Source organism: Alteromonas sp. MB-3u-76 (assembly GCF_002831605.1).
GTDB lineage: Bacteria > Pseudomonadota > Gammaproteobacteria > Enterobacterales > Alteromonadaceae > Alteromonas > Alteromonas hispanica.
Window position 1 is genome coordinate 2,621,777 of sequence record NZ_CP025115.1, and the last position, 21,454, is coordinate 2,643,230.

The 21,454-nt window shown below is 43.6% G+C and carries 13 protein-coding genes and 4 tRNA genes; 3 read left to right on the plus strand and 14 right to left on the minus strand.

Annotation, left to right across the window (positions count from 1 at the left end; genetic code table 11):
* Positions 1-135: 135 nt before the first annotated feature.
* Positions 136-2,469: a TonB-dependent receptor gene (locus CW735_RS11675; RefSeq protein WP_100972276.1), complete on the minus strand. Its 2,334-nt coding sequence runs from the start codon at positions 2,467-2,469 to the stop codon at positions 136-138.
* Positions 2,470-2,949: 480 nt separating this feature from the next.
* A complete protein-coding gene (gene exaC, locus CW735_RS11680) occupies positions 2,950-4,470 on the minus strand; it encodes an acetaldehyde dehydrogenase ExaC (protein ID WP_071979116.1) in 1,521 nt (506 codons plus the stop codon).
* A 181-nt stretch (positions 4,471-4,651) separates the two neighbouring features.
* On the opposite strand from exaC, the gene CW735_RS11685 reads away from it, so the two are divergent.
* Positions 4,652-5,545, plus strand: a complete 894-nt coding sequence (locus tag CW735_RS11685) for an AraC family transcriptional regulator (RefSeq protein ID WP_071979117.1) — start codon at positions 4,652-4,654, stop codon at positions 5,543-5,545.
* A gap of 88 nt (positions 5,546-5,633) precedes the next feature.
* Here CW735_RS11685 and CW735_RS11690 read toward each other — a convergent pair whose 3' ends face one another.
* The 3 genes from CW735_RS11690 to topA form a co-directional block, all read right to left on the minus strand.
* Positions 5,634-6,083, minus strand: coding sequence for a GNAT family N-acetyltransferase (locus CW735_RS11690; protein WP_100972278.1), 450 nt, complete (start codon positions 6,081-6,083; stop codon positions 5,634-5,636).
* Positions 6,084-6,167: 84 nt separating this feature from the next.
* Complete coding sequence (locus CW735_RS11695) at positions 6,168-6,707, minus strand: DUF2058 domain-containing protein (RefSeq protein WP_071979171.1); 540 nt, start codon at positions 6,705-6,707, stop codon at positions 6,168-6,170.
* A gap of 23 nt (positions 6,708-6,730) precedes the next feature.
* A complete protein-coding gene (gene topA, locus CW735_RS11700) occupies positions 6,731-9,406 on the minus strand; it encodes a type I DNA topoisomerase (RefSeq protein ID WP_100972280.1) in 2,676 nt (891 codons plus the stop codon).
* Between the two features lie 377 nt (positions 9,407-9,783).
* Here topA and astB point away from each other — a divergent pair, with 377 nt between their 5' ends.
* Positions 9,784-11,124 carry an N-succinylarginine dihydrolase gene (astB, locus tag CW735_RS11705; protein WP_100972282.1) on the plus strand — a complete coding sequence of 447 codons (1,341 nt, stop codon included), beginning with the start codon at positions 9,784-9,786 and terminating at the stop codon, positions 11,122-11,124.
* Between the two features lie 83 nt (positions 11,125-11,207).
* Here astB and CW735_RS11710 read toward each other — a convergent pair whose 3' ends face one another.
* Together CW735_RS11710 and CW735_RS11715 are read right to left on the minus strand one after the other, a co-directional pair.
* Positions 11,208-12,578 carry an IS4-like element ISUnCu9 family transposase gene (locus CW735_RS11710; RefSeq protein ID WP_100970794.1) on the minus strand — a complete coding sequence of 457 codons (1,371 nt, stop codon included), beginning with the start codon at positions 12,576-12,578 and terminating at the stop codon, positions 11,208-11,210.
* 170 nt (positions 12,579-12,748) lie between these two features.
* Positions 12,749-15,298: an Ig-like domain-containing protein gene (locus CW735_RS11715; RefSeq protein ID WP_100972284.1), complete on the minus strand. Its 2,550-nt coding sequence runs from the start codon at positions 15,296-15,298 to the stop codon at positions 12,749-12,751.
* Between the two features lie 115 nt (positions 15,299-15,413).
* On the opposite strand from CW735_RS11715, the gene CW735_RS11720 reads away from it, so the two are divergent.
* A complete protein-coding gene (locus CW735_RS11720) occupies positions 15,414-16,760 on the plus strand; it encodes a dicarboxylate/amino acid:cation symporter (RefSeq protein WP_100972286.1) in 1,347 nt (448 codons plus the stop codon).
* A gap of 169 nt (positions 16,761-16,929) precedes the next feature.
* Here CW735_RS11720 and CW735_RS11725 read toward each other — a convergent pair whose 3' ends face one another.
* The 7 genes from CW735_RS11725 to CW735_RS11755 all read right to left on the minus strand — a co-directional run bounded on the left by CW735_RS11725 (position 16,930) and on the right by CW735_RS11755 (position 21,339).
* Positions 16,930-18,156 carry a lipoprotein-releasing ABC transporter permease subunit gene (locus CW735_RS11725; protein ID WP_100972288.1) on the minus strand — a complete coding sequence of 409 codons (1,227 nt, stop codon included), beginning with the start codon at positions 18,154-18,156 and terminating at the stop codon, positions 16,930-16,932.
* Between the two features lie 5 nt (positions 18,157-18,161).
* Complete coding sequence (gene lolD / locus CW735_RS11730; protein ID WP_071979177.1) at positions 18,162-18,854, minus strand: lipoprotein-releasing ABC transporter ATP-binding protein LolD; 693 nt, start codon at positions 18,852-18,854, stop codon at positions 18,162-18,164.
* An 87-nt stretch (positions 18,855-18,941) separates the two neighbouring features.
* Complete coding sequence (locus tag CW735_RS11735) at positions 18,942-20,492, minus strand: EAL domain-containing protein (protein ID WP_100973249.1); 1,551 nt, start codon at positions 20,490-20,492, stop codon at positions 18,942-18,944.
* A 425-nt stretch (positions 20,493-20,917) separates the two neighbouring features.
* Positions 20,918-20,994: transfer RNA gene (locus CW735_RS11740), tRNA-Asp, on the minus strand.
* 43 nt (positions 20,995-21,037) lie between these two features.
* Positions 21,038-21,114 (minus strand) — tRNA-Asp (locus CW735_RS11745).
* A gap of 43 nt (positions 21,115-21,157) precedes the next feature.
* Positions 21,158-21,234, minus strand: a tRNA-Asp gene (locus CW735_RS11750).
* Between the two features lie 28 nt (positions 21,235-21,262).
* Positions 21,263-21,339, minus strand: a tRNA-Asp gene (locus CW735_RS11755).
* Positions 21,340-21,454 lie beyond the last annotated feature (115 nt).

Consider the following 21,454-nt stretch of genomic DNA (forward strand, 5'->3'; position numbering starts at 1 on the left):
CCTCAACCCAGATGCACCGCGAACGTTCCTGCCACTTTCTCAGCAGCAGGGCAACAGTATTTGCTACCCTTTATATGGTAGAGAAAGAACGTAACTAAACCTTTTACGCTCCATTAAAAAGAGATGAACGGAAGATTAAAATGCAAATCTTACGCGCCCCATTACCATACGCGGTGGAATAAACTGAAATCCCGTTTCATTTACACCAAAAACGTCTGTCATTGATGAGTTAACGCCGTCTTGGTCGGTGATGTTGTACACCATTAGATCGGCTCCCCAACTTTCATCCGGTGAATCGTAAGACACATTGGCGTTTAATAAATTGTACGCATCGACGTCATCTACCTCAGGATTGTTAAACACGCGCTGCTCAAAGTCGCCTCTATGCGTATATTGTAAGCTCGCCACTATATATGCTCCGCTTGAGAGTTGATCTTCATAGGCAAGCGTTATATCTGCGGTCAAGCCCGGTGTTTTCGCTAATTCATTACCATTTAAATTTTGTAGGAACCCAGCAACGTCTCGTGTAGCGCCGTGTATCTCTTCTTTTGCTGGTGTTACTCCGTCAGCTAAAAAAACGCTTTCAATCAATAATCGATTGTCTAGTGCTAAATAATCAGCCGACACTTCTGATTCAGTTAATCCCAACTTTACGTCAAGGCTAAAATGGTCACCAAGCAATGCCGTCATTTCAAACTCTAAACCGTATATCTCTGATTTTGGAATATTTGAAACGCCACTGCCAAACTCATTAAAATCTGATGCCTGAAACTGTAAGTTGGTATAGTCATAGTAAAAGGCTGCAACGTTAGTACGTACTAGGCTACTGAATAAATCAGCCTTATATCCGATTTCGTAGGCATTGATAGTCTCATCTTCGAAAGCCTCACGGACCAATGCATCGTCTCCTTCTGAAAAAGTTAAGTTACTTCCACCAGGCTTAAGCCCTCGTGTGTAAGACGCATACGCCATTGCGCTGGTGGCAAAGTCCCACTCAAGGGCAATACGACCTGTCAAATCTGACGTTTTCGGGTTGATAAATGAAGGGGTTAGGCTGAAGAAATTAGAAACGGTACTTTTAACTTCGTCATCGGTATATCGCAAGCCCGTGATAAGGCGGAAGGATTCATTAAACGGGTAGGTTGTTTGGCCATAAAATGACAGCGACTCTCGCTGTGGATTCGAATCTGAAATAAATCCTCTGTCCCCGCCAAAAACCTCAGGAAATGTTGTTGCATACCCATCTAAAAAACCATCCCGACCAACGTCAAGTTCTTCTCGTATGGTAATTTCAATGTCCGTATCGAGATAAAACATCCCCACAAGCCAATCCAACTTGCCAAATAATGGTTCGTTGGAAATTATGTTTAGCTCTTGGGTAAATGTCGTTTGGACATTAACCTCTGGGTTAAACTGACTGATTTGAATTTCAGGATTGGTCAAAAATGAATGACGGTCATTATCTCGAATTACAGTGATATCATCTTTTTGATAGCTGCTAAGCGACTTAATTACGGCGAAGTCTGCGTCCCACTCAGCAATCAGACCAAACACTTCGGAATCGAGTTTGTAGAATGACTCTGTGTCCTGAGATAAATTTCGTGCACCTGGCGTAGGGTCGTCTATACCTTTTATACCTGCACCATTAGATTCTCCAGAAAAAACTTGAGCTAACAGGCGCACACTTAAATCGTCATTGATGGAAAAAAGCCAGTCGGTTCTAAACGATAGGTTATCAATATTATCTAAATCTTCACCAATGAACGTCTCACCTCGCTCTGTAACACTAGGGCCGTTGTAAACGTTCTGTGTGTAGCCATCTTGCTTGACTGCACTAATTGATGTTCGCATTGCTATGGAGTCGCTCACCGGAACGTTTACCGTACCGCGAACCTTTCTCAGGTTGAAGTTACCTATTGTAACGTCCGCTTTACCAGCAAACTCATTGTAAACGGGAAGTGTATTTATGACGTTAATTGCACCGCCAGTTGAGTTTTGTCCAAATAACGTCCCTTGCGGTCCCCGTAACACCTCTATTCGCTCAATATCGATAAAATCAGTTTGTAGAGCATATGGCGATGCAATATAGATCCCGTCCATATGATATGAAACAGATGGATTTGCAGTGGCATTTTGGTTTGCTTCGTTACCCACACCACGTATCGAGATAATAGACTTAAAGCCTTCGTTTTTTGCTACTGTCACACCTGGGGCAACGGCACTTAAGTCGACAAAAGAGGATATGTATTTTTTATCAAGCTCGCCCGAAGATATAGCAGTCACCGCCTGAGAAACTTCTTGTAAACTTTCGCTACGTTTCTCAGCTGTTACCGTAATATTTTCAATAGCACGTTCAATAGATTTTTTGTCGCTTTCTTGCGATTGCTGAGCAAAAACACTTTGGCTTGCTAATCCCGATATGATGAAAGCAGTTGCTATTGTTTTTGCATTACCGTTTTTATTATTCATTACTTTTCCCTAAAATAAATGAACATCGAATTATTCAAAATGCTCTAGTGCTAAGATTTTTATTAGACATGAAGATTGTTGGTGTTTCATTTGCGGGCAGCAGCAGAAAGAATGCCAATTTACTGACCAATTGGACAACTTTCTCCGAGAAAACAAATAAGCAACTGAAATTTATTATCTTTTTCCTTTAGATAAAAAATTAATCCGATGGGCGACTAGCAATTAGAGCAACGCAGATTTGCATTTGAAAGGTGCATAAAAAGGCAAAATGCACTTTAAAAGTACTGTGTAAATTGTGGGTATTGTGGATTTTGAAAAGCGGATAGAGTTAACACGCGGAGATAAACTACACAGTAACTACCATAAGAAAGACTTCAAGTATTAGATGTTAACTGCGGTTAATTGGTAACGTAACAACGTAAAAAGTCGCAGGCGCTTTTGCAAGAAAGCACTGCGACCTTTTACTATTACGGACTTAGATTAAAAGAACCCGAGTGGATCTTCGCTGTAACTGACTAATAAATTTTTAGTTTGTTGATAGTGGCTCAACGCTAGCTTATGGGTTTCTCTACCAATCCCTGACTTTTTATAACCGCCAAACGCAGCATGCGCTGGGTACATGTGATAACAGTTGGTCCACACCCTGCCCGCTTCAATTTTCCGTCCCATGCGATAAGCCAAATTCATATTTCGGCTCCATACGCCTGCGCCAAGTCCAAACTCGGAACTGTTGGCAAGTTTGAGCGCTTCGGCTTCATCCTTAAAGGTCGACATTGAGATAACTGGGCCGAAAATTTCCTCCTGAAAGACACGCATGTCGTTGGTTCCTTTCAGCAACGTTGGCTGAATATAAAAGCCGCTATTCAGTTCATCTGTCAACTGCTCAACATTTCCCCCTGTGAGTACTTCAGCACCTTCACTTTTACCAATTTCAATATAGTTGAGTATTTTGTCGAACTGTTCTTTTGATGCTTGTGCCCCCACCATGGTCTCAGTATCAAGGGGGTTACCTCTTAAAATTTTCGCGGTGCGCTCAAGAATTTTTTCCATAAACTGATCGTAAATGTCTTCTTGAATAAACAATCTCGACGGACAGGTACACACCTCGCCTTGGTTAAAGTATGCAAGTACGGCACCTTCAATCGCTTTCGATAAAAACGCGTCGTCTTTATCCATAACGTCATTAAAGAAGATATTTGGTGATTTACCTCCTAATTCGACCGTCGAGGGAATGATATTATCAGCCGCACACTTTAGGATATGAGAGCCCACTGGCGTTGAGCCAGTAAAAGCAATTTTGGCAATTCGCTTGCTCGTAGCTAGCGCTTCCCCCGCCTCTTTACCAAAACCGTTAACAATGTTTAGTACACCAGGTGGTAGCAAGTCGCCAATAATTTCAGTAAGCACTAGAATAGAAGCCGGCGTTTGTTCTGCTGGTTTGAGCACCACACAATTGCCTGCGGCTAATGCAGGTGCAAGCTTCCATGCAGCCATAAGAATGGGGAAGTTCCACGGAATAATTTGACCAACAACTCCCAGTGGCTCGTGAAAATGGTAAGCAACGGTTGTTTCGTCTATTTCACCAATAGAACCATCTTGAGAACGCAGGCAACCTGCGAAATACCTGAAATGATCGGCGGCGAGAGGAATATCAGCCGCTAAGGTTTCGCGTACTGCTTTGCCATTGTCCCACGTATCTGCTACAGCCAGCAGCTCTAAATTCTCTTCTATAAGATCGGCAATTTTAAGCAGAATATTACTACGCTCAGTGACAGATGTTGTTCCCCATCCTTCCCTCGCCTCGTGTGCTTTATCAAGGGCAAGATTAATATCATCAGCGTCTGAACGCGGTATCTTACAAAACACTTTTCCGTTAACCGGGCTAATATTGTCAAAATAGTTACCATTAACAGGCTCAACCCACTGCCCGCCAATATAGTTACCATATTGAGCTTTAAAATTTACAAGTGCGCCTTCACTTCCGGGATTTGCATAAATCATATTTGTGCTCTCTTCTTGTTGTCTAGCGGTAAAAATTCATATAGCTATTGGTCGTAAATATAGATAAAACACCATGCTTTATATTCACTATTGATTTACATTAATATAACAATAGGAAGGTAACTTGATTTGCTGTCCAAGAAATTTGCCTGAGAGTCCAAACAATCAGTAAAGGCTAACTATGCATACTCCGAATTTAGACAAAAAACGTCAACAGCTTGATGTCTTAATTGAAAACAAGGTTACATTTTCTGCTGACAGCAGTGAGTTGAGTATTTACGACACCTACGAAAGTGCTCAAAAGGTTGCACTTCACTCAAACGAGCTACTTTTCTGCGCTATGCTAACTGGTAAGAAAATAATGCACGTAGAAAGCAGCCAATATCACAAAGCATTTTTACCACATGAATCGTTTGTGGTTGCTCCGCAAAATAAGGTGCTTATTGACTTTCCTCAGGCTTCTCTCAATCGGCCCACAACGTGTCTTGCTATAGAGATAAGCCGAGACAAGATCAATGATGTCTCCAAGGCGCTAAATATGAAGCAGCGGATAGCCCACGATGCCTTGTTTGAGTACGTTCCAAATGTCGTGCATACCCAGCACAATGTACAAACACAGCAATTACTAGAGCGTATGGTTCATTTATTCAGCGAACAAGGTGCCGAACGTCACTATTTAATTGATTTATCGTTGAACGAGCTAATTACTCGGTTATTGCAGCAGCAAAGTCGTGAGCTTCTTTTGGCAAATTCAGAAGAGCTGAAACTAGATAACAAAATAAGCGAAGCAATTAGGTATATAGAAGAGAATGTTTCGCAAGACTTAGACATTAACAAGCTGTGTAAGATAGCATGCATGAGTAGAAGCAAATTCTATCAGCAGTTTAAGCTTGCCTTTGGTACTACACCGGCTTTATTTCAACAGCAATTGCGTTTAAAGCGCGCACGGGCCCAACTGCTCAGCGGTCAATCTATCAGCGCCGTGTGTTTCGATTTAGGGTTTAATAGTGCAAGTCATTTTAGTCGAGTATTTAAACAAGCTTTTGGCATTGCGCCAAAAGAGTGCCGGCACTAATGCACCAAACAGAAAAAAGCCCAATTTGACAATAGGGCTTTTAGGATGTTTATAAGGCTTAAGTCGGCTTAAAGTTGGTTAAATTTACTCAGTCTCGTTTCATATCTACGTGCGGAATGTCATCTTCAAGATACATTACCGAAGTGGGGACAAAGCCAAAGCTCTTGTAGAATTCGAGTAAATATTCCTGTGCACCTATCTCGATAGACGCGTCAGGCCACAATACATCGCATTCATTTATTGCTTTATCTACCAACAACTTGCCTGCGCCCTTGTTGCGGTGAGCACTATGGGTAGCTATACGCCCAATACTTGCTGACGGATAGCTAACGCCAGGCGCTAATAACCTAGCGCACGCAATCAGCTTGCCATCGACAAAACCCATTAAGTGACGAGTTTCTTGATGCCTGTCTTTTTCATCAAGCTCTGGGTAAGGACATGTTTGCTCAACCACAAACACATCTACCCTAAGTTTTAGCAAATCAAAAAGCTGGTAAGTACTAAGCTCGTCGAACTTACTGCAGATCCAGGTGATCATGAAGCCTCAATTTTGTTGTTTGACTGTGTAAGCTAACGCAAAAAGGTAAATTCCAACGCGACATATTATGAAGAGGAAAGTAACTTACCACGTCAAATCATCGGGGATTTCATAGTCTGCATACCAATCATCCTCTGCTTCATCTTTACCATCATTACCGCTTTTATCTAAATCAGCTCGGTAAACAATAAAGCTTTCATCTCGCTGCGCAATTTTATCGGCAACCGGCGTTGGCACCAGCTCGTAGGCATCATCTAACAACACTACGGTCAATCGACCTTTTGTCACCTGACGGTGCATATCCGCACTTACGTACATCCGCTTCACCACGTTATCATGAGTGAAGTTAAGTACGGTATCGCCTTTGCGTTCTTGTTTATTGGTGACTATTAGCTGTTTAACCTGAGCTGCTATAGAGCGCTTTTCTCGCTCGTTTTGCTGCAGTTGGTTTAGCTCGCGAGAGCGCGCTTTTTTCTCTTCAGCCGCCTGCTGCGCTGCTATAGTAGCTTCATCAACAACAGGCTTTTTCTGCTTCTGCTTTTTACGCTTCTCAGCACGGGCTTTCTTTGCAGTTCCTTTATCTGCTAAACCCGCTTTCAAAAGTTGGTCTTGTAGAGATGCCATATATCGTTCAATTACCTATTAAGTTACTTCTTTTTGGCTTTAGATTTAGCTGCGGGCTTCTTAGCCGCAGTTTTCTTAGGTGCCTGCTCTTGCCATTTGCCGTTTTCGTACCATGCCGACCAACCAGTCGCCTTGCCCGCGTCATTCTCAGACATAACGTACTGTTGTTTTGTTTTACGGCTATAGCGCACTATTGTTTCGTTACCGTCTGAATCTTTTTGTGGTGCATCAGCAAGATAATAGAACTTAGGCGAAATTCGGTCTCTAAAGCGAGCAAGTTCGTGAACTTTGGGAGCACGTGTTTCCCTCGACTTTGGAAAATTGTGAGCCGCTAAGAAAATACCCGACGCCCCGTCGCGTAGCATAAAGTGGGCGTCCGATTTTTCACAGGGCAGTTCCGGAAGATCCACGGGATCTTCTTTCGGTGGAGCAGCCTCACCATTTCGAAGTAACTTACGAGTATTTTTACATTCTTCGTTAGTACAGCCGAAATACTTACCGAATCGACCGTTTTTAAGCTCCATATCACTGCTACACTTGTCACATTCAATGATAGGTCCGTCGTAGCCTTTAATTTTAAACGTGCCCGTTTCAATCTCGGTACCTTCGCAGGTAGGCGTGTTACCACAAACGTGTAGTTTTCTTGTTTCATCAACAAGGTAACTGTCCATGGCTGTACCGCATTTAGGACAGCGTTTCTTTGAACGCAGCGCTTCGGTCTCTAACTCTTCCTCATCATCAACTTTCACTACCTCATCGCCAGGCGTTAAGTTCATGGTGTTTGTACAGCGCTCTTTTGGGGGAAGGTTATAGCCCGAACATCCTAAAAACACACCTGTGGATGCTGTTCTTACATTCATTTCTCGTCCGCACTTATCGCACTCAATGCCAGCTGGAATTGCTTGATTGAGGCGCATACCGCCCTCTTCAGGATCTTTTTCAGCATTGAGTAATTTGCCATAAAAATCGCTGTAGAAATCGTTGAGTACATCTTTCCAGTTTTTATTACCTTCGGCTATATCGTCGAGATGCTGCTCCATGTTGGCCGTGAAATCGTAACTCATTAAATCGTCAAAGTTTTCCATTAGACGGTCGTTTACAATCTCACCCATTTTCTCAGCATAGAAACGCTTGTTTTCCAAGCGAACATAGCCTCTGTCTTGGATAGTGGAGATAATACTCGCGTAGGTAGACGGACGGCCAATACCACGTTTTTCGAGCTCTTTTACCAAAGATGCTTCGTTAAAGCGCGCAACTGGCTTGGTGAAGTGCTGCTTTGGATCTAATTCATTGAGCGTTAGTGAATCGCCTTTTTGCACATCGGGTAGCAATAGCTCATCGTCACCTTTTTTGCGTAACTGGGGCTGAACACGTGTCCAACCGTCAAATTTTAGCACTCGCCCTTTCGCGGTGAGTTCATAATCAGCCGCAACTACCTTTATCGTTGTTGCATCGTATTTGGCCGGTGTCATCTGACAGGCTAAGAATTGACGCCAAATTAGCTCGTAAAGACGCTGAGCATCTCGTTCCATATCACCTAGGCTTGCAGCACTAATGGTAACATTTGAAGGACGTATAGCTTCGTGAGCTTCTTGTGCGCCTTCCTTACTGCCGTAGCGAATAGGCGATTCCGGCAGATACTTGTCGCCAAAGTTATCCGTAATATAGCTGCGTGCACTCTCAACGGCCTCTTGGCTCAAATTTGTTGAATCTGTGCGCATGTAGGTGATATATCCCGCCTCGTATAACCGCTGCGCCATCATCATTGTTTTCTTCACGCCAAACCCTAAGCGCGTGCTTGCTGCTTGCTGAAGCGTTGACGTAATAAACGGGGCTGACGGCCGGCTCTGAGTAGGCTTAGACTCACGACTTTCTACCGTAAAATCGGCCTTTTCTAAATCGGCTAATGCCTTATCGGCTTCGTCTTTATTTTTGGGTTTAAATGCGTTGCCTTGATATTTGGCAACCAGCATTTTTAAAGCCGCTTGTTCTTGACTGGTAAGGTTGGCGTGAATATCCCAAAACTCTTCCGGTACAAAAGCTTTTATTTCCCGCTCACGCTCTACCACCAAACGCACTGCAACAGACTGAACACGACCTGCAGATAACCCTCGGGCTACTTTTTTCCAAAGTAGAGGCGATACCATGAAACCAACGACTCTATCGAGGAACCGTCTTGCTTGCTGCGCATTTACACGAGAGATATTCAGTTCGCCAGGGTCTGAGAATGCATCTTGAATGGCATTTTTAGTGATTTCGTTGAAAACCACACGTTGATAAGTTTTACCTTTGCTGCCTAGTAACTCTTGTAAGTGCCAAGCAATAGCTTCTCCCTCGCGATCCAAATCGGTTGCGAGATAGATGGTGTCTGCATCTTTGGCTAACTTTTTTAGCTCACTGACAACTTTTTCTTTTCCCTGCAACACTTGGTAGTGCGCATGCCAGTTTTTTTCAGGGTCGACACCCATTCGGTCTACAAGCTTTAAATATTCATGTCGACGAAGATATTCTTGCCGCGCTTCTTCGCTGTATGTTTTGAGTTCTTTTGCCGGTTTTTTAGGCTCTACATTGCCTAACGCCTTCGTTGGAAGATCCCGAACATGGCCAACCGAACTTTTTACGATAAAATCTTTACCGAGATATTTATTTATCGTTTTTGCTTTGGCTGGTGACTCGACTATGACCAGTGATTTTGCCATATAATTGAACTAAACCTATTGATTTTAAATGACTTATTACGTCAAATACCGAAAATTGATGCAACCTTGCACTATATATAGGGTGCGCGCTCTTTTTTAACATATATCTACAAAGTGAATGGAAAACAAGATCTTCTTCATACTTATTCTTTCGCTTGCTTCAATCTCACACAAAAACTGTACAAGAAACAACCAGTGCGATTGGCAAAGCCTTTAAAAGCCGTATAATGCCAGCCATTCCACTAACACCGGTGCCTCCTATCAATCGTTAAATGAGCACTAGTGATAAAAAAAGCGCGATTGTTTTACGCCTCGCTGAATGCCTAGAACTATACAGCGTAGCGTTCAAATGCCCAAACACCAAATAGAGGGAAAGTATGAAGCAATTTGAAGTTAATTTTGATGGCCTTGTTGGCCCAACCCACAACTATGCCGGTTTATCATTCGGTAATGTTGCTTCTCTCAACAACGCCAATGCGGTAAGTAGCCCAAAGCAAGCAGCCAAACAAGGGTTAGCAAAAGCGAAAGCACTATCAGACATGGGAATGAAGCAAGGCGTATTGGCACCGCAAGAACGCCCTGACATTAACGCGCTGCGTCGATTAGGTTTTTCAGGCACTGATGCACGCGTACTAGAAAGCGCTGCAAAGCAATCTCGCGAGATATTTTTAGCATGTTGCTCTGCTAGTAGCATGTGGACTGCAAATGCCGCCACTGTGTCTCCTAGTGCCGATACGGCAGATGGACGAGTGCATTTTACCCCTGCAAACTTAACAAACAAGTTTCACAGGTCTTTGGAACCGCAAGTTACCGGCAACATTTTGCGCGGTACGTTTGCCAATGAAACCTACTTTGCTCATCACCAACACTTGCCAGATAATGACCATTTTGGCGACGAAGGTGCTGCGAACCATACTCGTTTGTGCAACGATTATAACGAAGCAGGAGTTGAGTTATTTGTTTATGGCCGGCATGCTTTTGACCCGTCAAAGCCTGCACCGACTAAATACCCAGCAAGACAAACATTAGAGGCCTGCCAAGCCGTGGCTAGATTACATGGTCTAAGGGACGAAGGCGTTGTGTACATGCAGCAAAATCCTGACGTGATTGACCAAGGTGTATTTCACAACGATGTAATCGCTGTCGGCAATCAAAACGTGCTCTTCTTCCACGAACAAGCGTTTCACGAAAAGGAAAAAGGGTTTGCTGAGCTACAACGTAAGTTTGGTGACAAGCCACTACACTTCATTGAAGTGCCTACTGCGAAAGTGTCTGTGCAAGACGCAGTGAAAACCTATTTGTTTAATACGCAAATTATTACTCTGCCAAATGGTGAAATGACGATTATTGCGCCTACCGACTGTGCTGAGAACGAGTCAGTTAAAGCCTATTTAGACAATCTTGTAACTCTGGATACGCCAATAAAGTCGGTAAATTATTTTGACGTTAAACAAAGCATGCGAAATGGTGGCGGCCCGGCGTGTTTGCGTTTGCGTGTGGCAATGAGTGAAGAAGAGCTGAACGGCGTAAATCAGTCTACTCTGATAAACGATGCACAATTCGCGCGACTAAATGCGTGGATAGATAAGCATTATCGCGATGAATTAAGCGAAGATGACTTAAGAGATCCGCAGCTACTGATTGAATCTCGCACTGCCCTTGACGAGCTGACGCAAATACTTCAGATAGGTTCGGTTTATCCGTTCCAGCAGGGTTAACAACCTAATCTGAAAGGCTTACACAGCTATCATTAAAGCGTTCATCTGATATAACAAAGCCGGCATTCATGCCTGTCTCTTGATCACAAGTCGATATCAAGAGACAGGGCTAGCTCATAGCCTTCAAGGATGGTTTGCAGTTTGAACCATCCTTGCCATATGACTTTCACAGACGCTCTTCCTGTTCTTTTTGTATCTTTCCACCCTCCTAGCTTTGCAAGCTCCGTATAGGCCCATTTCATTGAGGGGGCTGAGTCAGGTGGTGTCTTACTCACTCGTTTTAACCATAATAACTTCCATGCTTTAGGTGATAGGACTTCTTCACAGCTACTATCGTCCGGTCGGTCTTTTGCGAATTTGAGTTGAAGGATCCTTACGGCAATAAACGCGTTTATTGTGACTAGACGCTCAACGTTTTCCTTACTTTGTAAGCGCGAAGCTTCGATATTAGTACCGTCACTTTTCCACGCCTTATGATATTCTTCTACTAACCAACGATGCTCGTAATAGCCAATTATTTTTTGTGCTTGCGCTTGATTTGTGATGGGTTCATTTGTCAGTAAATGCCAGCATAACGCCTCTTTTGAATTACCGCGCTCTACACATCCGACGTAGTATAAAGGAAGTGATTCACCACGTTTATTGCTAGGAACCTTGAGCGTAACGGGAGCAAATACAATATCCAACGTCACGTTTCGTGCTTTGCGCCCTCCTTTTTGCGGAATATGTATTTGCTTGTGCCCTGCACTTTTTAACTGACTGGCATAGTGATATAGCTTGTTTTCGCCTTCCTCAATGTGCCGACTTTGCATTGAACGAACAATAAACCGCTGCTGAGTTGTTAGCTTATAAAGTAGGTACTCGTAGATATCGGCTTCTCGGTCACAGACGGATATCACATCATCTATCTTTGCGCCCAGTCTTGCTGACATATTGATTGATGCTGACTCCCACTTGTAGCCTTCTTTCTCAGTGTATGGTGTCGATGCATGTTTCGCTCTTTTACCACGCGTTGTTATGTCTCGTGTCCAACGCGACTGTTCAATCAGTCCAACTATTTCTTGTGATTCCGGCGCAAAAAGTAAGACACTATGGGCAAGCATACCGCGGCAACGGTTACCCTGATTCACGTGTCCAAGTTCGTTTCGAATACTTTTATGGCTGTATGAAATGGTCGTAGTATCTTCTAGGGCAAGTAATGTTTTGTGTTGCGCAGCTTGTACAGCTGTAACGTTAAATCCAGTTTCAGCGATTGAAGTCGCATCTACACTTTCATTTCTAATGAAGCGGTATGCTCCTTCCATATCGGCGGGGGATTCAGTGATATTCACAAGAGGCTTTCCTGGTGTATTGGCAAGTGTTGCAGCTAATTTTACCAGACGAGATGTACGACGAGGATCTCCTAGATTTGCTTCTCCAAACGTTTTTTCAGCCCACTCTACATTATCAATCATAATCTTTCCCAATGAGTTAAGTGAAAGATCTGATCAGAGTTGGAAGGAAGAGTTCAAAAAAATCCCCACTAATTACTTAGTAGGGATTTGTGTATAAGAGACAGGCATTCATGCCGGCTTTGTTGATGCGTAAAAGGTTGAATCCATATCGTAATTCCACTACCTCGATATTATGGAGTCACCTCAGTACATTGGTCTGTTACGCCAAACGGATTGGCAGGCGGAGATGCCCCCTCATCAGTTACATCATCAGCAGAAATGCTTAATGTGTAATGCATTGATGCTTTAGCTTCACTACCCGTAGACTGACCGAATACAGAAATAACGGCATCGTACCAAACCGCATAGCTTGCTGGGTATCGGTACTCAAGTTCTGCGTAGCCATTCTCATCTGTCACTGAGTCTACTGCAAATGTGATTGTTCCTACTGAACCTGGCGTAAGCGTGCCATCACCATTGGTATCTTCAAGACGAGGCGTGGTGTCTAAAATGCCGTTGTCATTAACATCCTCTGTTTCACACCTTTGGTTCACGATAGCCTGCCAAATCGACTCTTCATCATTGTAAACCCAAAAGCCGGTGCGATACTCACCGCCATCAACGAACTTCACTGGAGTAACAGATGCAGTAAGTTCTACACCGCTAACGGGTTGACCTACAGAGTCTGATACAAACACGCTGAAACGTTTCAAATAGGTCGTAGATGTTGGCTCTTCAAGCTCATTGCCGGTACCAATAGATATATCAAACGCTCGGTTACCAACAGTCAGCACAACATCATCTTCTATTGCAGGATCATCAGCCACAAAGGCCGTAATAACTACTGCATCAGGTGTTGATACAGATCCTGATGTAAATACCGTAGTAGCGATACCTTTACTGTCAGTGGTAGCCTGTGAAGGTGAGACAAAACCAGTTGAAACATCTGACACAGTAAAGTTGATGACACTGTCTTTCACCAAGTTTCCGTCTACGTCTCTCACTACCGCACTGATAGTGCTAGTTTGACCATCTGGACCCAATAAATCTGGTGACGCATCAGCAATGAGTGTATGTGGCGTGGTAGCAACAAACTCAATTTGCGTTAGCGCAGACACAAGCACATCGCCATTCCCATCTGTTGCGGTAGCCGTGATAGATGAAATGCCAGCATTGGTAGAGCTTATGCTAATTGTAGCCTCACCGTTTGCATCTGTTGCCACCGTTGATGCACCACTTATCACGCCACGAGAAGCACTAAAAGTTACGTCTTCACCAACTACCGGTGAATTATTCTGGCGCCATTGCACCGTGATGGACTGCTGTTGACCTACAGGTACTTCTTCAGTAGGTAGGTTTACGAAATTGAATTCGTCCTGTTGTACTTGAACAGTAAACGTAGCGCTTGCGTTTAACGCGGTTGCAGTAATGGTATTTTCACCCGAGTTAGTCGCAGTATATGATATTGTCGCTTGGCCTGTAGAGCCAGTATTTACCTCAGATGCGCCAAGTGTACCTCCGCTGGCCTCAAGCTGAACAGGTTGGTTGAGTATTGAGATGCCGTCAGAATCCTGAACACGAATGGTGTAATCAACAGTGTCATTTAAAATAACTGATGAAGCGCCATTTACCGTAACTTCGGTTCCGTCGATTTCAATAGAAACGTTTTCTGGGCTGAGCGAACCAGCTTGTGCCGAAACGGTTACTGTACGATTAGCTGCGTTGTTTCGCGTAGACAAAAGAGCGCGTGCAGTGCCATCTGCCGCTGTAGTAGTTTGAATAAGCTGCAGTTCAACGCCATCTTGACTAGGTGCAGAAAAACTCACTTCCACACCTTCCATAAGTACACTTTGCTCGTTTTTTACCAGTGCAATTAATTCAACTTCATCGCTTCCGCTTGATGCTAATTGAATGCTATCTGCAAATAGCTCTAGCGAAGCAGGTTCCTCACTCACGCTAGTACGACCTGAAGAACTAAACGTAGTAGAATCTGATTCTCCTGTTGGTAAAGTAACGATAACTTCACCATCGCCAGACAAATCACTTACCGCCATACCAATTGACGCAATACCATTCTCGTCCGTCAGTGCAGTTGCAGTGTCATTTGAAAACTCTGCCAAGTCGCTGTCACTAAGTGAGAAAGTTAGCAATATGTCATCTTGAGGGTTCCCGTCTGCGTCAGTAACCGTCGCTACAGCGGTAAGTGCATTGTTTGTAGAGAGCTCATTGTCTTGTTCACCGTCACTATTTTGCAATATCAGTGATACGGAAGATTCTGTAGTGCCCGTTGTTGCAGCGGTTGCTGAAAATGTCGTCGTTCCCGTCTCCCCAGTATTTAAGCTGGCGGTGATTTGACCGTCGCCCGACGCGGTGCTTGCATTAAGGCCTATACGCGCTACCCCGCTGTCATTTGTGCGGGCGGTGCCTGTATCATTGGCAAAGGTTGCTAGCGCTGCGTTATCTAGCACAAAACTAACTAAGGTATCAGACAACGCATTACCGTCTTGGTCGGTGACTGTGGCTACAACAGTAAGGCTGTTGTCTTCTGTTAAATTGCTATCGCTTTCACCATTGGCATTCTCAAGAGCGAGAGAAACTGTATAAGTTGGCGTAGTGGTTCCACCGCCACCATTACCAGTACCGTTGTCCGTATCATTTCTTGAGACAGAACCGCCTCCCCCACATGCTGTTAGCATAAATATTGCGCTAAATAAGCTTAGCGTCTTCGCTAATGTCCGCATAATTCGTTCCTGAACCTCTATTAATGGCAATTGCGTCGTTTTTTATGTTTAAAAATCAAATGAATCTGGCAAACTACGGAAGACTAAAAAATATAATAATGCACAGGGAACCTTCATGTCTCAATCTGCACACAAGTATAGTTTAACCGCCCGTATCTTTATCGGCATGGCAACCGGTATCTTAACCGGCGTGTTTCTCCAATTATTGTTTGATGATAGCGGAGATTTCACATTTTCGATATTCGGTTTAGAACTCTCTACGTATAACATTCTTGTAGAAGGTATATTTTCAACTTTAGGCCAAATATTTATTGCCAGCCTGAAAATGCTGGTAGTGCCATTGGTATTCGTCTCGCTCATCTGCGGAACAAGTACCTTATCTGACCCCAGTAAGCTTGGTCGCTTGGGTGCAAAGTCAGTTGGACTTTATGTTGTCACAACCGCGATTGCGATAACACTGGCAATGAGTATAGCCCTAATTATTGCGCCAGGCGAAGGACTAAATTTAACAACAGAGACAACCTTTCAGGCAAAAGAAGCGCCAAGCCTGTCTGATGTTATTGTCAATATGTTCCCAAGTAACCCAATCAATTCTATGGCACAAGGGAATATGCTGCAAATAATTGTTTTTGCAGTGCTATTTGGCATAGCAATGGCAATGACGGGAAACGCAGGCAAGCGCTTAACCGCAGTGTTTGAAGACATCAACACCGTTATCATGCGCCTTGTTACCATTATCATGAATCTTGCACCCTATGGCGTTTACGTGCTAATGGCCAAACTGTTTTCGACTATCGGTGGCGATACTATTCTTAGCTTAGCTAAGTATTTCTTCTTGGTATTTGGCGTACTTATTTTGCACGGATTAGTGACTTATTCAGTATTGCTGAAAGTGCTAGCTGGTCTAAACCCTATTACGCTACTGAGAAAAATGCGCGACGCTGCTTTGTTTGCATTTAGTACATCAAGCAGCAGTGCAACACTGCCTGTTACAATGGAGACTGCCAGAAACAAGCTAGGTGTAGGGAACTCCGTGTCGTCCTTCACGTTACCATTAGGCGCTACCATAAATATGGATGGCACAGCTATTATGCAGGGTGTTGCAACCGTATTTATCGCTCAGGTTTACGCTGTCGATTTGAGTTTAGGCGATTACATGATGGTAGTGCTTACCGCCACATTAGCCTCAATCGGCACGGCAGGTGTGCCAGGTGTTGGTCTTATAATGCTTGCTATGGTACTGCAGCAGGTAAATTTACCGGTGGAAGGTATTGCACTTATTATTGGTGTAGACAGACTTCTAGATATGACTCGTACCGCGGTAAACATCACAGGAGACTGTATGGTGTCGTGCGTAGTGGCTAAAAGCGAAGGCGCGTTAGATGAGGATATATTTAACGACCCTAACGCAGGCGAAAAGCAAGAAGACGTTGACTTCGAGCATTTCGAACGCAATAAGTAAAACGTCCCTCTGCCCTGCAAAGAATATAAGCAGGGAAGACTGAAACGAAAAAAGGTAGCTATTTTGCTACCTTTTTTATGGTCATTTATCTCAAAGCCCTTTCTCGATTTTCTTGTTTCCTCGAAGCCTTATTTTTAAATAGAAATCGGGCTCAAAGGTAATATGCTTATTAGTGAAGCGAGGATGAGGGCGAGATCTTCGCCGCCTTTTGTGCGGGATATAAGGTTGCCATTATGCACAAGCTTAAGGCCACAAAAGTTGTGATTAACACGTCTTGCCATTGAAGTTCTGAGGGTAAAAAGTCGATAAAATAGATATCGCCTGAGAGCACTTCAATGCCTAACGCATTTTCAACAAATAACACAATAGATGATAAATTGGGGGTGACAAGTAGCGCTAAAGCCACACCAACCGTTATACCTACAACACCGTTGATAGCGCCCTGAAAAATAAATATTGAGCGTATTAATGCGTCTGTAGCCCCCATCGTTTTGAGAATTGCGATAGCTGCTTGTTTTTCTCTTACTGCCATAACAAGGGAAGACACAATATTAAAGCACGCCACCCCAATAACTAAAATCAACGCTATGTACACGACTGCTCTTACCAACTGGATGTCGTTATATAAGTGGCCCTGGGTTCGTGTCCAATCAGACATATAAACAGCTTGAGGGTAGCTGTAGCCTATCTCGCGCATTATGGTGTTGGCCGAGTATGCGTCATAAAATGTAAATTGAAGTCCTTGTGCACGAGATTGCAATTCTGCAGCATTTGACGCTGTATCAAGATGCATTAGTCCTACTAAGTTGTCTAGCTCGCCACCTATTGATAAAAAACCACTGACAATTAAAGAAACAGTTTTAGGTGCTTTAAACGATAAGTCGTTTGTTGTCACTGGCACCAAAACCTTTATAGGGTCGCCAACGGAAAGCTGAAGCTTCTCTGCTATTCCCTGACCAACTAAGACCCCCTTTGGTTCAGCCGTAAACGCTGCCCACTGTTTATCTGTTACTCGCTCTTTGTATTGAGAAGTGTTTTCTGAAGGAATAATACCCGTTAACTCTACGGCCTTTAGCTCACCTTTGAACTGCAGCATACCGGTAAGTTTAGTGTAAGGCGTAATGCGTGCTATCCGATTGTCCTGCTCTAAACGGTAACGCTGGGCCTCCAAATTATCAATGCCCCTATTATCAACACTGTATAGTTCACCATGAGGAATAACACTTAAGACCCTGCTGGTAAGCTCCTTTTCAAAGCCATTCATAACACTGAGTAATAAAATGAGAACAAAGCATCCTAGCGCGATACCAACGGTAGAAGACATAGAAATGAATGAAATAAATCGCTGCTGAGAGCGGGATTTACGAAACTGTTTGGCTAGTTCAAATGCAAACATGCGCCCTAGACCTCTTCGGCACTAGACTGAACTAACCTACCGTCTTTTATACGCAGTACTCTATCCATCTTTTTAGCGAGGCTTATGTCGTGAGTTACAACAACAAAAGCGGTTCGCTTTTGCTCGCTTAGAGCAGTAAGGAGTTTGTAAATTTGATCGCCCGTTGTGTCGTCCAAATTACCAGTTGGCTCGTCGGCAAGCACAACAGAAGGCTCTGTCACTAAGGCTCGTGCTATCGCTGTACGTTGGCGCTCGCCCCCAGACATCTCTGCTGGAAGGTGGTCTAAACGATGTGACAAACCGACCTCATCAAGCATAGCCCGCGCTTTTTCTTGCGCTGCTGACGCAGAAAGACCGCGTATACGAAGCGGCATAGCGACATTTTCTAATGCTGAAAACTCACCCAACAGATGATGAAATTGGTAGATAAAACCCATTTCTTCATTGCGAAGCGTCGCCAATGCATTCGCGCTTAGAGAATTAAGAGATTTTCCCTTGAAGTGAACCTCTCCACTGCTAGGCGTATCCAGACCGCCCAACAAATGCAGCAAAGTACTTTTACCCGAGCCAGAGCTTCCTAGGATAGCCACGTGCTCTCCGGCATTGATAGACAGCGACACATCGTGGAGAACGGGGGTAACATTGCTACCGTCATGGTAGCTTTTATGAATATTGTGGCAACGAAGCACATCTTGCATACGTTTTTTCTGCTCTTTTTCTCTTTGTGCAAATGTTACCGTTAAACACCAGCAACACCAAATAGAAAATAAAAGCCATTCAATAATTTAGACGTTGCTTTTTACGCACTCCGCCAAATTTTCAACCGATTGAGGTTTACCGTAAAGCCAGCCCTGCCCAAAGCCTACTGACAAGCTACGTAACTCTTTCGCTTGCTCACAGTTTTCCACACCTTCTGCAATAAGATCCACGTTGAGCCCCTCAGCTATACTGATGATATGAGGAATGAGAGACGAACGAATGCTATGCTCTTCCATTTCCATCACAAAGCTTCGATCTATTTTGAGGTAATCACAGCTCAATGTTTGCAACTGTCCTAAATTAGAATAGCCTACGCCAAAGTCATCGATAGCGAATAAGAACCCTTTACTTTTAAGCGACTTAATATGCTTTACAGCGCTTTGTGTTGCTATTTGCTCATCTTCTGTAATTTCTAAGACAAGTTTAAACTGCTTAGTGTTGAGCGCTTGAACAAAGTCGAGATCTAAGCAACCGTTACGAGTGAAGTCTACTGGGAAAAGATTGAAAGAAACTTTAAATCCCTCTGGAATATCAGGATTGCTTGTAAGCTCTGTCATCGACTTTTTCATCATATCAAGGGTGAACTCCCAGGTTTTATCAAGAGATTTAATGTACGGAATAAACTCATCTGGAAATATAACGCCAAAGTCATCTTCAAAACGGCTAAGTACCTCGCATCCAATAACTTGTCCAGTACGAAGGTTGACGAAGGGCTGATAAACGCAGAAGAAACTCCCCTGTTGCAGCCCTTTTTTTACTCGATACTCTATTGAACGTCTGCGGCGAAGGAAATTAAACGTCACCATATGGGAAAATGCTGCCGTCATTAGCATGATTAGGAAAAATAAAAACAATTTACCAGCATGAAGGTTCATAAGACGTTTGTAGTCTGGGACAACTTTTAGGCACGTATGAGAATACGTTTTATTGCACAAAATAAAATTAAGAGAGAAGAATTGAGACTTCGCCAGCATCTCATTACTCAAAGTTCTATTAATGAGTGTGGGATTGCCCGCCATCGGGTAGAATTTGTCTCCGTTATAAAAAAGCTGCCAGTCTTGTGCGTTACTAAAGCCAATAACGCTGTTCATATCTAATACCGCATTGTAACGCCCTCTTCTCACTACAGTGCCCGTAGACCTTTGCTCGAATAGCTGAAGAGGTGTATTTATCCAAAAAATATCATCTAGTGCTGTAACGAAGTCTGGCTTTGCGTCCTCAAAGGGGGTATCTAGAATACCAAGGTAGGTGCTGCAGGATAATTTATCGTTCTCGTAGAATCCAATTTCTTTCACAAAGCGAGAGCGAAACAAGGTTTTTCTCATTTCAAACAAGTGTTCATCGCTACATACTTTAAACGCAAGGCTATTTAGGTGGTCGAGCGTTAACTCCGCATCTCGAAATACCATGCCAACATTATTTAAGATTTGTCGAGCGCGCGCCTCCTCCTGCGTTTTAACAAAAGAGAAGGTGATTAAGGCAAGTAATAGAGTGACTGCAATTACGCACAATAAGGATGCGAAGACTGCTTTAGCATTGTCGGCCAAAAAATAATTATTTGTGTTCGGACGTGTCATAACTTGCGCAAAAATTAATATGATTATCAACTGAGCATCGTAGACTAATCGCAGAAAAAAACACTTGAACTTTGTGTCTAATAAACGCTTTTAGAGATTAAACATTTGTTAGAAACGTTTCAGATTTATGGTTTTCATTAAGCTTTAAACAAGAAAAGTAATGTCTTTATTGTTTAAATAAACCACTTTTCGTGGGCTTTATGAATTGAGGCTTTTATCTAGTGCGACAACATAATTCGTTTGGAAACTCACCGTATTCACGATGCTATATAGGGCACTTGGTTACATCCGAAGATTTATCAAGCCTAGGCGGGTGAATTAGACAGGTGAAATTGGTAATTGACTTTCTCAACGATGCTGAAACGTGAGAGACAAGATAAATTAGGAAGCTGAGTGGGAGAATTTGAGGACTTGCTTACCATTGATGGCGGAGCGGACGGGACTCGAACCCGCGACCCCCGGCGTGACAGGCCGGTATTCTAACCAACTGAACTACCGCTCCACACAATGGGTAAAATAATAACGCGACACAGTTTATCGATTAATGGCGGAGCGGACGGGACTCGAACCCGCGACCCCCGGCGTGACAGGCCGGTATTCTAACCAACTGAACTACCGCTCCACATAATCGAGATTGCTTTGTGTTGCTTTGTTGTATAGCTAAATGGCGGAGCGGACGGGACTCGAACCCGCGACCCCCGGCGTGACAGGCCGGTATTCTAACCAACTGAACTACCGCTCCGAAGACCTTTTAGCTATATCATTGAAAGTGGCGGAGCGGACGGGACTCGAACCCGCGACCCCCGGCGTGACAGGCCGGTATTCTAACCAACTGAACTACCGCTCCACATCTTCAATGTTATCAGTGAGTTAATTGGGTTGCTGTAACCCCGTGCCCTCACTGCGGCGCAGATAATACGTATTCCCCAATGTGGAGTCAATGCTTTTTCTTAATAAAATTG

Bases quoted from the DNA above. Each gene is read 5' to 3' on its own strand.
- CW735_RS11715 (WP_100972284.1), bottom strand. From the start codon at position 15,298: ATGCGGACATTAGCGAAGACGCTAAGCTTATTTAGCGCAATATTTATG.
- CW735_RS11690 (WP_100972278.1), bottom strand. From the start codon at position 6,083: ATGATCACCTGGATCTGCAGTAAGTTCGACGAGCTTAGTACTTACCAG.
- CW735_RS11720 (WP_100972286.1), top strand. From the start codon at position 15,414: ATGTCTCAATCTGCACACAAGTATAGTTTAACCGCCCGTATCTTTATC.
- astB (WP_100972282.1), top strand. From the start codon at position 9,784: ATGAAGCAATTTGAAGTTAATTTTGATGGCCTTGTTGGCCCAACCCAC.
- CW735_RS11735 (WP_100973249.1), bottom strand. From the start codon at position 20,492: ATGACACGTCCGAACACAAATAATTATTTTTTGGCCGACAATGCTAAA.
- CW735_RS11695 (WP_071979171.1), bottom strand. From the start codon at position 6,707: ATGGCATCTCTACAAGACCAACTTTTGAAAGCGGGTTTAGCAGATAAA.
- topA (WP_100972280.1), bottom strand. From the start codon at position 9,406: ATGGCAAAATCACTGGTCATAGTCGAGTCACCAGCCAAAGCAAAAACG.
- CW735_RS11675 (WP_100972276.1), bottom strand. From the start codon at position 2,469: ATGAATAATAAAAACGGTAATGCAAAAACAATAGCAACTGCTTTCATC.
- CW735_RS11685 (WP_071979117.1), top strand. From the start codon at position 4,652: ATGCATACTCCGAATTTAGACAAAAAACGTCAACAGCTTGATGTCTTA.
- lolD (WP_071979177.1), bottom strand. From the start codon at position 18,854: ATGCAAGATGTGCTTCGTTGCCACAATATTCATAAAAGCTACCATGAC.
- CW735_RS11710 (WP_100970794.1), bottom strand. From the start codon at position 12,578: ATGATTGATAATGTAGAGTGGGCTGAAAAAACGTTTGGAGAAGCAAAT.
- exaC (WP_071979116.1), bottom strand. From the start codon at position 4,470: ATGATTTATGCAAATCCCGGAAGTGAAGGCGCACTTGTAAATTTTAAA.
- CW735_RS11725 (WP_100972288.1), bottom strand. From the start codon at position 18,156: ATGTTTGCATTTGAACTAGCCAAACAGTTTCGTAAATCCCGCTCTCAG.